Source organism: Serratia sp. Res13-Sevr-LER1-36-b (assembly GCF_015673035.1).
GTDB lineage: Bacteria > Pseudomonadota > Gammaproteobacteria > Enterobacterales > Enterobacteriaceae > Chania > Chania fonticola_C.
On sequence record NZ_JADACK010000017.1, the window covers coordinates 257,588 to 271,133 of the forward strand.

Annotated in this window: 15 protein-coding genes; 8 read left to right on the top strand and 7 right to left on the bottom strand. The window is 54.4% G+C overall.

Features of this window, described 5'->3' with window-relative positions; all coding sequences use genetic code 11:
- Positions 1-50 precede the first annotated feature (50 nt).
- Genes oppB through oppF form a run of 4 tightly spaced genes read left to right on the top strand, consistent with a single transcriptional unit; the run spans position 51 to position 3,891 of the window.
- A complete protein-coding gene (gene oppB / locus IMQ33_RS11195; protein WP_021181231.1) occupies positions 51-971 on the top strand; it encodes an oligopeptide ABC transporter permease OppB in 921 nt (306 codons plus the stop codon).
- Between the two features lie 15 nt (positions 972-986).
- Entirely contained in the window at positions 987-1,892 is a 906-nt protein-coding gene (oppC, locus tag IMQ33_RS11200; protein WP_021181232.1) for an oligopeptide ABC transporter permease OppC, read from the top strand.
- Positions 1,893-1,903: 11 nt separating this feature from the next.
- Complete coding sequence (locus IMQ33_RS11205) at positions 1,904-2,896, top strand: ABC transporter ATP-binding protein (protein ID WP_161711949.1); 993 nt, start codon at positions 1,904-1,906, stop codon at positions 2,894-2,896.
- Entirely contained in the window at positions 2,893-3,891 is a 999-nt protein-coding gene (oppF, locus tag IMQ33_RS11210) for a murein tripeptide/oligopeptide ABC transporter ATP binding protein OppF (protein WP_021181234.1), read from the top strand. Before IMQ33_RS11205 ends, oppF begins: the two co-directional genes overlap by 4 nt.
- Positions 3,892-3,952: 61 nt before the next feature.
- Here oppF and IMQ33_RS11215 read toward each other — a convergent pair whose 3' ends face one another.
- Together IMQ33_RS11215 and cls are read right to left on the bottom strand one after the other, a co-directional pair.
- Positions 3,953-4,276, bottom strand: coding sequence for an HI1450 family dsDNA-mimic protein (locus IMQ33_RS11215; protein WP_021181235.1), 324 nt, complete (start codon positions 4,274-4,276; stop codon positions 3,953-3,955).
- A gap of 56 nt (positions 4,277-4,332) precedes the next feature.
- A complete protein-coding gene (gene cls / locus IMQ33_RS11220) occupies positions 4,333-5,793 on the bottom strand; it encodes a cardiolipin synthase (protein ID WP_024487022.1) in 1,461 nt (486 codons plus the stop codon).
- Between the two features lie 236 nt (positions 5,794-6,029).
- On the opposite strand from cls, the gene IMQ33_RS11225 reads away from it, so the two are divergent.
- Positions 6,030-6,206 carry a YciY family protein gene (locus IMQ33_RS11225; protein ID WP_004945296.1) on the top strand — a complete coding sequence of 59 codons (177 nt, stop codon included), beginning with the start codon at positions 6,030-6,032 and terminating at the stop codon, positions 6,204-6,206.
- 48 nt (positions 6,207-6,254) lie between these two features.
- Here the strand turns inward: IMQ33_RS11225 and IMQ33_RS11230 are convergent, their stop codons facing one another.
- A complete protein-coding gene (locus IMQ33_RS11230; RefSeq protein ID WP_021181236.1) occupies positions 6,255-6,746 on the bottom strand; it encodes a Dps family protein in 492 nt (163 codons plus the stop codon).
- 210 nt (positions 6,747-6,956) lie between these two features.
- Positions 6,957-8,441 (bottom strand): MFS transporter, encoded by a 1,485-nt coding sequence (locus IMQ33_RS11235; protein WP_196062438.1) that lies wholly within the window; start codon positions 8,439-8,441, stop codon positions 6,957-6,959.
- 121 nt (positions 8,442-8,562) lie between these two features.
- Here IMQ33_RS11235 and IMQ33_RS11240 point away from each other — a divergent pair, with 121 nt between their 5' ends.
- Complete coding sequence (locus IMQ33_RS11240; protein WP_065685693.1) at positions 8,563-9,120, top strand: TetR/AcrR family transcriptional regulator; 558 nt, start codon at positions 8,563-8,565, stop codon at positions 9,118-9,120.
- Positions 9,121-9,235: 115 nt separating this feature from the next.
- Here the strand turns inward: IMQ33_RS11240 and IMQ33_RS11245 are convergent, their stop codons facing one another.
- On the bottom strand, positions 9,236-9,532 hold the full coding sequence (locus IMQ33_RS11245; protein WP_021806591.1) for a YciI family protein: 297 nt from the start codon (positions 9,530-9,532) through the stop codon (positions 9,236-9,238).
- Positions 9,533-9,851: 319 nt separating this feature from the next.
- Between IMQ33_RS11245 and tonB the strand changes: the two genes are divergently transcribed.
- Complete coding sequence (gene tonB / locus IMQ33_RS11250) at positions 9,852-10,598, top strand: TonB system transport protein TonB (protein ID WP_186580426.1); 747 nt, start codon at positions 9,852-9,854, stop codon at positions 10,596-10,598.
- Positions 10,599-10,646: 48 nt separating this feature from the next.
- On the opposite strand, the gene yciA is transcribed toward tonB, so the two are convergent.
- Entirely contained in the window at positions 10,647-11,069 is a 423-nt protein-coding gene (gene yciA / locus IMQ33_RS11255; protein WP_021181241.1) for an acyl-CoA thioester hydrolase YciA, read from the bottom strand.
- Positions 11,069-11,608, bottom strand: a complete 540-nt coding sequence (locus IMQ33_RS11260; RefSeq protein WP_021181242.1) for a septation protein A — start codon at positions 11,606-11,608, stop codon at positions 11,069-11,071. Before IMQ33_RS11260 ends, yciA begins: the two co-directional genes overlap by 1 nt.
- 222 nt (positions 11,609-11,830) lie before the next feature.
- Here IMQ33_RS11260 and IMQ33_RS11265 point away from each other — a divergent pair, with 222 nt between their 5' ends.
- On the top strand, positions 11,831-13,534 hold the full coding sequence (locus tag IMQ33_RS11265) for a SulP family inorganic anion transporter (protein WP_024529247.1): 1,704 nt from the start codon (positions 11,831-11,833) through the stop codon (positions 13,532-13,534).
- The last annotated feature ends 12 nt before the right edge of the window (positions 13,535-13,546 follow it).

The window sequence follows — 13,546 nt, forward strand, 5'->3', positions numbered from 1 at the left end:
CCATTTCAAGACAATAAGCCGTTATCAGGCTGAAGCACAGGGCTAGGGCAATGCTTAAATTTATCTTTCGTCGCCTGTTAGAGGCGATCCCGACACTATTTATACTCATCACCATCTCTTTCTTTATGATGCGCCTCGCACCCGGCAGCCCGTTTACCGGTGAGCGTGCTCTGCCACCTGAAGTGTTGGCCAACATTGAAGCCAAATATCACCTTAACGATCCGATCTGGAAACAGTACGGGCACTATTTGGTGCAGCTGTCGCAGGGTGATTTTGGCCCTTCATTCAAATACAAAGATTATTCGGTTAATGACCTGGTCAAGGCCTCGTTCCCCGTTTCAGCCAAACTGGGATTTGCCGCTTTCGTTCTTGCGGTGGTGCTGGGGGTGAGCGCAGGGGTTATTGCCGCGTTGAATCAGAACACCAAGTGGGACTATACGGTGATGGGGTTCGCCATGACAGGTGTGGTGATCCCCAGCTTTGTTGTCGCCCCCTTATTGGTGCTGATATTCGCCATTACCTTGAAGTGGTTGCCCGGTGGGGGCTGGAACGGTGGGGCGCTGAAATTTATGATCCTGCCGATGGTGGCGCTGTCTTTGGCCTATATCGCCAGCATCGCGCGTATCACCCGTGGCTCGATGATTGAAGTGCTGCATTCCAACTTTATCCGTACCGCCCGCGCCAAAGGTTTGCCGATGCGCCGCATCATTCTGCGCCACGCGTTAAAACCTGCGTTGCTGCCGGTGCTGTCCTATATGGGGCCAGCATTTGTTGGGATTATCACCGGTTCGATGGTGATTGAGACCATTTACGGCCTGCCAGGAATTGGTCAGCTATTCGTTAACGGTGCGCTGAACCGTGACTATTCGCTGGTGTTGAGCCTGACCATTCTGGTCGGTGGCTTGACCATCCTGTTTAACGCGATCGTCGACGTGCTGTATGCCGTGATCGATCCCAAAATCCGTTACTAAGCTGGAGCACGCAAGATGTTGACGAAAAAGAACAGCGAAGCTCTGGAAAACTTCAGCGAACAGCTGGAAGTTGAAGGGCGTAGTCTGTGGCAGGACGCTCGCCGCCGCTTTATGCACAACCGTGCGGCGGTGACCAGCCTGTTTGTGTTAGCGCTGATCACCCTGTTTGTGATCTGTGCCCCCTGGCTGTCGCAGTTTGCTTATGATGACACCGATTGGGCAATGATGTCTGCCGCGCCTAACCTGGAGTCCGGGCACTATTTCGGTACCGACTCCTCAGGGCGTGACCTGCTGGTGCGCGTGGCTATTGGTGGACGTATCTCGCTGATGGTGGGGGTAGCTGCGGCGCTGGTGGCCGTAGTGTTGGGCACTTTGTACGGTTCCCTGTCTGGCTATCTGGGCGGTAAGACCGACTCGGTGATGATGCGCTTGCTGGAGATTTTGAACTCCTTCCCGTTCATGTTCTTTGTGATCCTGCTGGTGACCTTCTTTGGGCAAAACATCCTGCTGATCTTTGTGGCGATCGGCATGGTGTCGTGGCTGGATATGGCGCGTATCGTGCGCGGGCAGACGCTCAGCCTTAAACGTAAAGAGTTTATCGAAGCGGCGCTGGTGTGCGGCGTATCGACCCGCAATATCGTCCTGCGGCATATCGTGCCAAACGTACTGGGCGTGGTGGTGGTATACGCCTCGCTGCTGGTGCCGAGCATGATCCTGTTTGAATCCTTCCTCAGCTTCCTGGGGCTGGGCACTCAGGAGCCGTTGAGCAGTTGGGGCGCATTGTTGAGCGATGGTGCCAACTCGATGGAAGTCTCGCCGTGGTTGCTGCTGTTCCCAGCCTGTTTCCTGGTTATCACTCTGTTTTGTTTCAACTTTATCGGCGATGGCCTGCGTGATGCCCTCGACCCGAAAGATCGTTAAGGAGTGCAACCATGAGCATTAATTCTCAACTACAAAACGGACTGCTGCTGGACGTCAAAGATCTGCGTGTAACGTTCGGTACGCCAGACGGTGATGTGACTGCGGTGAACGATCTCAACTTCGATCTGCGCGCGGGTGAAACCTTGGGCATCGTCGGGGAGTCGGGTTCCGGCAAGTCACAGACGGCATTTGCGTTGATGGGCCTGCTGGCCAGCAATGGCCGCATCGGCGGCTCGGCAAAATTCAACGGACGTGAAATTCTCAACCTGCCAGAAAGCCAGCTCAACAAGCTGCGGGCCGAAGAGATCTCGATGATCTTCCAGGACCCGATGACCTCATTGAACCCTTATATGCGGGTTGGTGAGCAGTTGATGGAAGTGCTGATGCTGCATAAGAAAATGAGCAAAAGCGAGGCGTTTGAAGAGTCGGTCCGCATGCTGGATGCGGTCAAAATGCCGGAAGCCCGTAAGCGTATGCGTATGTATCCGCATGAGTTTTCCGGCGGGATGCGCCAGCGTGTGATGATCGCCATGGCGTTGCTATGTCGGCCAAAACTGCTGATTGCCGATGAGCCAACCACGGCGCTAGACGTTACCGTGCAGGCACAGATCATGACGCTGCTTAACGAACTGAAGCGTGAATTCAATACGGCGATCATCATGATCACCCATGATTTGGGCGTTGTTGCCGGGATCTGTAACAAGGTCTTGGTGATGTACGCTGGCCGCACTATGGAATACGGCAGCGCCCGCGATGTGTTTTATCATCCGAGCCACCCCTATTCTATCGGGCTGCTCAATGCGGTGCCGCGTCTGGATGCCGAAGGTGAAGCGTTGATGACCATCCCTGGTAACCCGCCGAACCTGCTGCGTTTGCCAAAGGGCTGTCCGTTCCAACCGCGTTGTCCGTATGCGATGGAGCAGTGCGCGAGTGCTCCGCCATTGGAGCAGTTTGGTGAGGGGCGCCTGCGCGCCTGTTTCAAGCCAGTGGAGGCGTTGGTATGACCGCAACCGATAAAAGAGTGCTGCTGGAAGTCGCAGACCTGAAAGTTCACTTTGATATTCATGATGACAAGCAGTGGTTCTGGCAGGCACCTAAAACGCTGAAGGCAGTGGACGGTGTCACCGTGCGCCTGTTTGAAGGCGAAACGCTAGGGGTGGTAGGGGAGTCAGGCTGCGGTAAATCCACCTTCGCACGGGCAATTATCGGCCTGGTGAAGGCGACCAGTGGCCGCGTTGCCTGGTTGGGCAAAGATCTGCTGGGTATGAGCGATGCCGACTGGCGCAAGACGCGCAGCGATATTCAGATGATTTTCCAGGATCCGCTGGCCTCGCTGAACCCGCGTATGACTATCGGTGAGATCATCGCCGAACCGCTGCGTACCTATAATCCGAAAATGCCGCGTCAGGAAGTGAAGGATAAGGTTAAAGCGATGATGTTGAAGGTGGGCCTGTTGCCGAACCTGATCAACCGTTATCCGCATGAATTCTCCGGCGGGCAGTGCCAGCGTATTGGCATCGCCCGCGCCTTGATCCTGGAACCGAAACTGGTGATTTGTGATGAGCCGGTCTCCGCCTTGGACGTGTCTATTCAGGCGCAGGTGGTGAATCTGTTGCAGCAGTTGCAGCGCGAGATGGGGTTATCGCTAATCTTTATCGCTCACGATCTGGCGGTGGTTAAACACATTTCCGATCGGGTGCTGGTGATGTATCTGGGCCATGCGGTGGAGCTGGGCACTTATGATGAGGTCTATCATAACCCGCAGCACCCCTATACCAAGGCGCTGATGTCGGCGGTTCCGGTGCCGGATCCTGACAAGGAGAAGGAAAAGCAGATCCAACTGCTGGAAGGGGAGCTGCCATCACCGATCAATCCGCCTTCGGGCTGTGTGTTCCGCACCCGCTGTCCGATTGCCGGGCCGGAATGCGCTAAAACGCGTCCATTGCTGGAAGGCAGCTTCCGTCATGCGGTATCGTGCCTGAAAGTCGATCCGTTGTAATGGGTTGATTAATAATAAAAAAACCTGCCATTTGGCAGGTTTTTTTATACCGTTAACCGGCTTATTCTTTCCACAAAATGTGGCACAGCTTGTTATCTTTCTCGCGACAGATCAGTACGCGGGCAAAGACATCGTTGATAGGCTCGCCATCGCTGTCCGCCAGGCCGATCACTACCTCGGCAAAGAAGTCCGGATTCAGATCGTAATCCACGTGCTCTTGCCAGTCTTCTGCCGGATCGTACAGCTCGGCACCGCCACGCTCTTCAAACTGTAAATTGAACAGCAGAATATCCGCGGGATCCAGATTGTCGCCGGCCAGCTCCAGGAAGATGTCGTAGGCTTGTTCCAGCGTTTCATCTTCGGTAAGGCGATTATTCAAGTCCATATAAAAATCCTGATAACAAATGATTTGAGGTTATTAAACCATGCTCGTTGCCGCTTTTACAGCAACGGGCTGAAAAAGTAAAACAGGCGTTCGACCAGGCGGTGCCAGTACGGGCGCTTTAACCATTGCTTGGCGTCCAACAGCTGCGAGCGGGCGATGTAATCATCTTGCACACAGGCCAGATCGGCACCAAAGCCGCTGTCGTCAATCACCAGGGTGATCTCAAAGTTCAGCCACAGGCTGCGCATATCCAGATTGACCGTGCCGACCAGGCTGAGCTGGCCATCGACCAACACGCTCTTGGTGTGCAACAGCCCGCCTTCAAACTGATAAATCTTCACGCCCGCTTCCAGCAGCTCCGAGAAGAAGGCACGGCTGGCCCAGCGCACCATCATTGAGTCGTTGTCGCGCGGAACGATAATGCTGACGTCAACGCCACGCAGCGCTGCCGTGCAGATGGCGTGTAGTAAATCGTCGCTTGGAACCAGGTAGGGAGTGGTCATGATCAACTGCTCACGCGCGGAATAGACCGCCGTCAACAGTGCTTGATGGATCATCTCTTCCGGGAACCCCGGGCCGGAGGCAATAACCTGGATGGTGTGGCCGCTTTCCTGTTCAAACGGCATGATATTCACGTCTGGCGGCGGTGGTAGAATGCGCTTGCCGGTTTCGATCTCCCAGTCACAGGCGTAAACAATACCCATCGTGGTTGCCACCGGGCCTTCCATACGTGCCATCAGGTCGATCCATTGACCAACCCCGGCATCCTGCTTGAAGAAGCGCGGATCGACCATATTCATACTGCCGGTGTAGGCGATGTAATTGTCGATCAGCACCACTTTGCGATGTTGCCTCAGGTCCATACGCCGCAGGAATACACGGAACAGGTTAACCTTGAGTGACTCAACCACTTCAATACCGGCGTTACGCATCATGCTGGGATAAGGGCTGCGGAAGAACTGTACGCTGCCAGCCGAGTCCAGCATCAAACGGCAATGTACGCCACGGCGTGCGGCGGCCATCAATGATTCGGCGACCTGATCGACCAGCCCACCTGGCTGCCAGATGTAAAACACCATCTCGATATTATGGCGTGCCAGTTCGATATCCCGCACCAGCGCATTCATCGTTGAATCGGTGGTCGTCAGCAGCTGTAGCTGGTTGCCTTTGACGCCATCGATACCCTGGCGGTGGTGGCAAAGCTGGAACAGCGGGCGGGCCACTTCACTGTACTCGGTAGCAAAAATCCGGCTGCTTCCTTTAAGCTCATTCAACCAGCGAGCGGTTGAGGGCCACATGGCCTTGGCTCTCTCTGCGCGGCGCTTGCCAAGGTGCAGTTCGCCAAAGGATAAATAAGCAACGATACCGACCAATGGCAGAATATAGATCACCAGCAGCCAGGCCATGGCCGAAGGCACGGTGCGTCGTTTCATCAGAATACGCAATGTGACCCCGGCGATAAGCAGCCAGTAGCCAAACACCAAGAGCCAACTAATTACGGTATAAAAGGTTGTCATAAAGGCAAAAATTTCCGTTCGTAAGCCACCAATAATGAGTGTACGCACAGAACAACAAAGGTGAAACCTTTTCTCGGTAGTTAAGTTACATAAAAATGATTGACGAAAGGGACTTGCTGAAAATAAAAACCGTACTTTCTGTCGCCTGTGAGAGGGATACGGTGATGAACGCACGACTTGGATCGCGCGTTGAAAGGGCTATAATGCCCGCGGTTGGCATTGATGGGTAACGTAAAATGAGACGCAGTAGAAATGAAGTGGGCCGCTGGAGGATGTTACGGCAGAGCCAGCGGCGCAGGCATCGTTGGCTGGAGCGCCAGTCGTGCAGCAATCGGCATATCATTCGTGTTCGCCGTCGTTTGGACGATCAACACCGCAGAGCCTTATTGTTCGTTGTGGCTTACGAGTGGTAAAACAAGAACAGCCCGTTATGGGCTGTTCTGCTATTGGCTGGACCAGGGTTATTTACCCAGATAGGCGTTCAGCATCCACACCTGTTTTTCCTGCTCTTTGATGTAATCACTCATCAGCGAAGAGGTACCCTCGTCACCGGCCTCTGCGGCCAGCGTCAGCAGTTCGCGCTGCTGTTGCAACAAAATGGCGTAACCTTCCAGCAAGCCGCGCAGGGTGCCTTTATCGTCGGTGACATTGGTGTCTTCCTTGATATCCGCCGTTTTCAGATAGTCACTGAAGGCATGGCGAGGCTGGGAACCCAGCGTCAGAATACGCTCTGCCAGTTCATCCACCTTGGTCAGCAGGTCATTGTAGGTTTCTTCAAACTTGACGTGCAGTTCAAAGAAGTGCGGGCCGGAAATATTCCAATGGTAGCCGCGCACGTTCATGTACAGCACCTGGTAGTTAGCCAGTAGGGCGTTTAGTGCTTCAGAGAGTTTTGCTGATTGTTTGGTGTCCAGGCCGATATGAGTCTTGGTCGCTTTCTTTGCCGTTGCCATAATAATCTTCTCCTGATTATTTGTTTCGATTATCTAGATTGATATCCATACAAAACAGGTTAACCGGATCTATCATAAGGTTAAAGTTGCTACTAAGCATCAATTCAATCGCTCAAACCAATTTACCCGTCGTCTTTCAAGTTGCTTAAATTCATCAATTGGCTAGTCGGGTAGGGGCGCTGCTGCGCCCACTTAACCTCATCGATTAAATTACACCTGCGCTCTTTTGCGCAAAGCAAATTTTAGCACACCGGCGCTCAGGCTGGTGAGCAATGCGGCGGCGATCAGTACGGCAATAAAGGCCTGATCAAAGGCACCTCTAGCCAGCTGGATCAGCCTTTCTGCGCTGTCCGCGCCCATATTTCCGGCTAACCGTAACGCCTCATCAATGCTGTCATAAGCGAGATCGCCTGCTGGAAGATTGGCAGGCAATACCAGGCTGTGGCTATAGACCGCCGTCATCAACCCGCCCAACAGCGTGACGCCTAACACGCCACCCAACTCCCACGAGACATCTTCAATGGCGGCGACCATGCCCGCCTTGTCTTCTGGGGCGTTGAGCATAATAGCCGTTGAGGCGGCGGTGATGGCACCACCGAGGCCAAAGCCCACCACAAACAGGCAGACCAACTGCATAATGACGTTGCCTTGATACCACAGGGCGACACCCGCAATGCCTAAGGCGGTGAGAATAAAGCCGCCCACCAACATGGAGCGTTCGCCGTAACGCGGTAGTAAGGCCCCGGCCAACGGGCCAGCCAGAGCAGAGGCTACTGGAATGGGTAGAATAAACAATGCGGCCAGCAGCGGCGTCATGCCTAGCACCAACTGTAACCGTTGGCTTAACACCAGTTCGACCCCGATCAGCGCGATCATTGAAACGATCGCTACACCGACACCGCTGGCAAACAGGCGATTACGGAACAGTGAAAAATCGATCATGGGGTATTGCGCCCGTTGCTGACGGCGGACAAACAGGGTCAGGAACAGCGTACCGAGCGCTGCCGCAATGGCGAAGTCACTCAGGGAGAACGCGGGTTTGCTCAGCTCTTTCAGCGCATAGATCGACGCCACCAGGCCGAACATGATCTGTAGCGAGCTAATAAAGTCGCAGGGGCGTTGACTGTCTCCACCGCAACGAGGGATCAGATAGACCGCCAGCGGCAGGACCAGCATCACCACCGGCACGTTGATCAGAAATACCGAGCCCCACCAGAAATAGGACAGCAGAACGCCGCCTACCACCGGGCCAAGCGCGGCGGCACCGGAAGCCACAGCGGCCCAGATGCCAATCGCTAGCGCACGTTCACGCTCATCGGTAAAGACGTGGCGCACGATGGATAGCGTGGCCGGCATCATCATCGCGGCTCCGATGGCCAGGAAAGCCCGTGACGCAATCAGCAGTTCGGCACTGGGTGAGAACGCCGCGCACAGTGAGGCCAAGGCAAAGACCGGCAAACCGGCGATAAACATTTTCTTGTGGCCAAGACGGTCGCTTAACATGCCAGCGCCGGGCAGCAGGCCAGCAACCACCAACGGGTAGGCGTTAACGATCCACAGTTTTTGTGAGGCTGTGGCATCCAATGACTGGGTCAGGCGCGGCAACGCAGTGTAAAGCACCGTCATATCGGTAATGATTAAAAATAGCGCACTGGAGATCATTGCCAGGATCAGCCAGCGGTTTTGGGCGTGCATAAAGAGTATCCTAGTAAACCGATGACGCGGCTGCGTCACCTTACGGTAACCACCCGGTAGCACCGGTGGTATACTGCTATAATATAAATCCATACGTACGTATTGAAAAGGGGCTTTCTCAATGGGGCGTCAACGAAGTATCGATCGTGACAAGGTGCTGGATACCGCAGAAGAGATTGTGGCGACCCAAGGTGCGGCAGGGTTAACCATCGATTCGGTGGCTAAAGCCATGGGGATCTCCAAGGGGGGCGTGCAATATTGCTTTGGTAGCAAAGATGCGCTCATCGATGCGATGTTTGACCGTTGGGGCAAGGTTTATGAGCAGGTTTTTGACGATATTGCGGGCAGCGATCCGGACCCTTTAACCATCGTCCAGGCGCATATGCAGGCTACACGCAGTTCCGATCAGGCTTCCAGCGCCAAGGCTGCCGGGTTGATGGCGACGTTAATTCAGACGCCAGAACATCTGGACAGTACGCGAGAATGGTATCGCAGCCGCATAGCAGGTTTGGATCTGACCACCGAAGCGGGAAGAAAGGCGCGGCTGGCCTTCTTGGCTACCGAGGGAGCCTTCATGCTGCGCTTCTTCGGCTTCATGGATATTACTCAGCAGGAATGGGAGGCGATGTTTGCCGATTTACAAAAGTGGGTTCTTACCGATACGGCTCGCAATGGTTGACCTATTGCAGTGATAGATGGCGGTCACCTCGCTCGGCGAGTATGTTTAGCGAATAAAGATATTCCCTCGAAGAACCCACTTTTAGCCAGCCACCTCCGTGCTGGCTTTTTTTTGCTTAAAATACCTGCTTGAACGGTTTCACCGTGACTTCGCCGTATACGCCAGCGTCTACGTACGGGTCTTGTGCAGCCCAGGATTTTGCCGCCTCCAGCGAAGGGAACTCGGCGATCACGGTAGAACCGGTAAATCCAGCCTGGCCCGGATCGTTGCTATCAATAGCCGGGTTAGGGCCAGCGACCACCAACCGGCCTTCATCACGCAGCGCTTGCAGGCGAGCCAGATGGGCGGGGCGAACGGCCATGCGCTGTTCCAGCGTGCCAGGTACGTCTTGTGCGTAGATCAGATAAAGCATATTTCACCTTTAAAATCATTGCCATACAACGGTAATCACAAAGTAGCGCAAAACCTGTGACAAGGGAATGCCAATCCAGATAAAAATTCATTACCGAGCTGAGGATAGTTGTGTGTGCTGCGATTGACGGGTGAATGGACATATTGGTTAACAATCCGTATGCAAAGCTCAATAAAAGGCTAATTAAACGTTAATATCCCTATGAGTTTGCTGGTTTTAGCGCCTAATGATGCCGATTAAAGCGATAGTTTGTCTTTCGTTATTGAATATGATTGCTATTTGCATTTAAACTTGGCGCACCAGAGGAAACAGAATCATTATGCCGCTAAACAAAATGTTCCTTATTCGCCGAATTTCCGTGCCAATTGTCCTCTCCGTTGGTTTGCACAGTGCCCTGGTGGCCGCCTTGCTCTACGCTTCCGTCAACGAAGTGTTGGAGTTGCCGAAGCAGGAAGATGCCCCTATCAGCGTCATGATGGTGAATATGACCGCGTTGGCAGAACCGCCACCGCCGGCAGCGGCGGAACCGGAGCCGCAGGTAGAACCTGAGCCAGAACCAGAACCGATCCCGGAGCCCGAGCCGCCACCGCCGGTACCGGTAGCCATTCCTAAACCGGAGCCGGAGAAACCCAAGCCGAAGCCAAAACCGAAGCCGAAGGTAGAGAAGCCGGTCAAGCGTGAAGTGAAGAAGAGCGAACCGCGTGAACCCTCGCCGTTTGACAGTCAATCCGAAGCCAAGCCGATCGACAAGGCACCGGTTAAACAGGCACCATCAGCACCCGCGCCGGGAACTTCCCGTGAGTTGGGGCCGAAAGCTCTGAGCATCGGCAAGCCGATGTATCCACCGCGCGCCCTGGCGTTGCAGATTGAAGGCAAGGTCAAGGTTCAGTTCGATGTTGATAGCGACGGGCGGGTGACTAACGTGCGTATTCTGTCGGCGGAACCACGTAATATGTTCGAACGTGAGGTGAAGCAGGCAATGCGTAAATGGCGCTATGAAGCCAAAACCGCGCAGAACCTGACGAAGACCATCGTCTTCAAAATGGAAGGTTCGACGGTCGAGTAAGCAATAAAAAAGGTCGCGTTTGCGACCTTTTTGCTATCTGGCGTAGGCTTACTCGCCAACGCGGAAGTTCATCTTGCCGTCTGGCAGGGCGCGAGGGCTACCGCCGTCATCTACCGCTACATAGGTAAAGACCGCTTCCGTGGCACGGTAGCGCTGGCCGATTGGGGCAGAAGACACCTTCTTGACCCAAACTTCCACATTGATGGTAATCGAGCTGCGGCCACTGCGGATACAGTTGGCATAGCAGCACACCACGTCACCCACCGCGACCGGTTTGAGAAAGGTCATGCCGTCTACCCGCACGGTTACCACGCGCCCTTCGGCGATCTCTTTGGCCAGGATCGCGCCGCCGATGTCCATTTGCGACATCAGCCAGCCGCCAAAGATATCGCCGTTGGCATTGGTATCTGCCGGCATGGCCAGCGTGCGCAGCACCAGCTCACCGCTAGGCAAAGGTCGTTGTTCGGTCATTATTTCTTCTGCTCTTCTGGCATATGACGGTAAATATAGATACCGCTCAACAGGGTGAAGACCAGCGTCAGCACGGTCAGGCCAAATACCTTGAAGTTAACCCAAACGTCCTGCGGCATCCAGAATGCCACATAGATATTGGCCAAGCCGCAGGCCAGGAAGAACAGGGCCCAGGCAATGTTAAGGTGGTTCCAGACGCTGTCCGGCAGGGTCAGCTCTTTACCCAGCATGCGTTGGATCAGCGGCTTTTTCAGTATCAGTTGGCTGATCAGCAGCGCCAGGGCAAACAAGGTGTAGATGACCGTGACCTTCCATTTGATAAACAGGTCGTTGTGAAACACCAGGGTCAAGGTGCCGAATACGGCGACCATAGCAAAGGTGATCAGCGTCATCTTCTCTACCTTGCGATATTTCAGCCAGGTAAAGACCAGTGCCAGGGCGGTGGCGACGATCAAGGCACCCGAGGCGACGTAGATATCGTAAAGCTTATAAAAGGCAAAAAAGACAATCAGGGGTAGAAAATCAAGAAACTGCTTCATAAATCAATCCATCATAGGTTCATCGGGCGACTATACCGGATTTGGCCCGTTCTGTGTATCGCACTAAAGGGCAGATTATCGGTGTTCGTCCGGTAGATTGCTGCTGTAAACACCAGAATTTGCATAAACTTACGATTGTTACCGTCGGTTATTTGCAAGCGCAGGGTGTACGACGCATATTAAGCATAATAATAGCCGCATAATTTACCATGGAAAATAGCTATGCAGTGGAAGTCTCTGCGGGCGTGGACGCCCGGTTTGACGCATTTGTTAGGATATGAACGCAGTTGGTTAAAACCGGATATTCGTGCGGGGTTATCGGTCGCAGCGGTAGCTTTACCGGTGGCGATTGCCTATGCCGAATTGGCCGGTGTCAGCCCGGTGGTCGGGCTTTACTCCTGTATTTTACCGATGATCGCCTATGCCATTTTTGGCTCGTCGCGGCAGTTGATTGTCGGGCCGGATGCGGCAACCTGTGCGGTGATTGCTGCCGTGGTGACTCCGCTTGCAGCAGGAAGTATGGAGCTGCACTGGCAGCTCACCATCATGATGACCGCCATGACGGGGGGGTGGTGTTTGCTGGCCAGCCGCTTCCGGCTCGGGGCCTTGGCAGACCTGCTTTCGCGCCCGATCCTCAGCGGATTGCTGAACGGCGTGGCGGTCACCATCATCGTCGATCAGATCGGTAAAGTGCTGGGGTTCGGTACGCCACCGGCGCAGCTGATTGAACGTATTTATGCCTTGCCCGGCAACATTCTGCACAGCGATTGGCCGACGATGGGCATTTCATTGCTTACGCTGACGATGCTGGTGGGGGTTAAAAAGTTGCGGCCTAACTGGCCTGCGCCGTTGTTCGCCATCGTGTTGGTCGCCTTTATCACCTGGGCGGGTAATTTGCAGCAGCACGGTATTATTACCGTTGGGGGCTTCAGCGGCATGCTGCCTATCGTCCAGTGGCCGGATTTTCAGCCGGGCTTACTGCGTGACATGGTGATACCGGCGCTCAACCTGGCGGTGGTCAGTTTTGTCAGCATGATGCTCACGGCGCGCAGCTTTGCGGCGAAAAATGGCTACGAGGTTAATGCTGATGCGGAGTTCCGTGCGCTGGGGCTGGTAAACATTGTTTCCGCGCTGTCGCAAGGGTTTGCCATCAGCGGGGCCGATTCGCGTACGGCGGTAAACGATGCCAATGGCGGCAAGAGCCAGCTGGTATCAATTATTGCCGCCATCGTCATTGGCATTGTGCTGCTGTTCCTGACTTCGCCGCTGCAATTTATTCCGGTGGCCGGATTAGGCGTGGTGCTGATGTACGCAGCCTGGTCGTTGATCGACATTCGCGGCATCTGGATCCTGCGCAAGCGCAATGCCCAGGCGTTCAGGCTGGCGGCTTTCACCTTCGTCAGCGTGCTGCTGGTGGGGGTGATCAGCGGCATTGGCTTGGCGGTATTGCTTGGCCTGATGCAGTTTCTCCGCACCGTGTTCCGCCCTACGGAGCAATTGCTGGGGGTCAATGAGGAAGGCATGATCCACTCAATGGGCAACAACAACGGGGTGAAGGCGGTGCAGGGGGTGATGATGTACCGCTTTAACTCCCCGCTGACCTATTTTAACGTGGCCTACTTCAAACGGCGCATCCTCAATCTGGTCGACAGTACGCCGTTCCAGCCGCGTTGGGTGGTGGTTGATGCGGTGGCCAGCTTTACCCATGCAGATATCAGCGTGCTGGCGGCCATTGACGAGCTAAAACGTGATTTGTTACAGCGTAACGTAAAACTGGTGCTGGCCGGGCGGCGCACCGAGTTAACACGCTGGTTCCGTATCAATCAGGTGGGGCGTGATAAGGATCTGATCCTGGTGCCCGACCTTTATCTGGCACTCAAGCTGATACAAAGTAAGGAACAGGCCGAACCAGGTACGGCACAGTAAATAAAAAGGGCA

Bases quoted from the DNA above. Each gene is read 5' to 3' on its own strand.
- oppB (WP_021181231.1), top strand. From the start codon at position 51: ATGCTTAAATTTATCTTTCGTCGCCTGTTAGAGGCGATCCCGACACTA.
- oppC (WP_021181232.1), top strand. From the start codon at position 987: ATGTTGACGAAAAAGAACAGCGAAGCTCTGGAAAACTTCAGCGAACAG.
- IMQ33_RS11205 (WP_161711949.1), top strand. From the start codon at position 1,904: ATGAGCATTAATTCTCAACTACAAAACGGACTGCTGCTGGACGTCAAA.
- oppF (WP_021181234.1), top strand. From the start codon at position 2,893: ATGACCGCAACCGATAAAAGAGTGCTGCTGGAAGTCGCAGACCTGAAA.
- IMQ33_RS11215 (WP_021181235.1), bottom strand. From the start codon at position 4,276: ATGGACTTGAATAATCGCCTTACCGAAGATGAAACGCTGGAACAAGCC.
- cls (WP_024487022.1), bottom strand. From the start codon at position 5,793: ATGACAACCTTTTATACCGTAATTAGTTGGCTCTTGGTGTTTGGCTAC.
- IMQ33_RS11225 (WP_004945296.1), top strand. From the start codon at position 6,030: ATGAGACGCAGTAGAAATGAAGTGGGCCGCTGGAGGATGTTACGGCAG.
- IMQ33_RS11230 (WP_021181236.1), bottom strand. From the start codon at position 6,746: ATGGCAACGGCAAAGAAAGCGACCAAGACTCATATCGGCCTGGACACC.
- IMQ33_RS11235 (WP_196062438.1), bottom strand. From the start codon at position 8,441: ATGCACGCCCAAAACCGCTGGCTGATCCTGGCAATGATCTCCAGTGCG.
- IMQ33_RS11240 (WP_065685693.1), top strand. From the start codon at position 8,563: ATGGGGCGTCAACGAAGTATCGATCGTGACAAGGTGCTGGATACCGCA.
- IMQ33_RS11245 (WP_021806591.1), bottom strand. From the start codon at position 9,532: ATGCTTTATCTGATCTACGCACAAGACGTACCTGGCACGCTGGAACAG.
- tonB (WP_186580426.1), top strand. From the start codon at position 9,852: ATGCCGCTAAACAAAATGTTCCTTATTCGCCGAATTTCCGTGCCAATT.
- yciA (WP_021181241.1), bottom strand. From the start codon at position 11,069: ATGACCGAACAACGACCTTTGCCTAGCGGTGAGCTGGTGCTGCGCACG.
- IMQ33_RS11260 (WP_021181242.1), bottom strand. From the start codon at position 11,608: ATGAAGCAGTTTCTTGATTTTCTACCCCTGATTGTCTTTTTTGCCTTT.
- IMQ33_RS11265 (WP_024529247.1), top strand. From the start codon at position 11,831: ATGCAGTGGAAGTCTCTGCGGGCGTGGACGCCCGGTTTGACGCATTTG.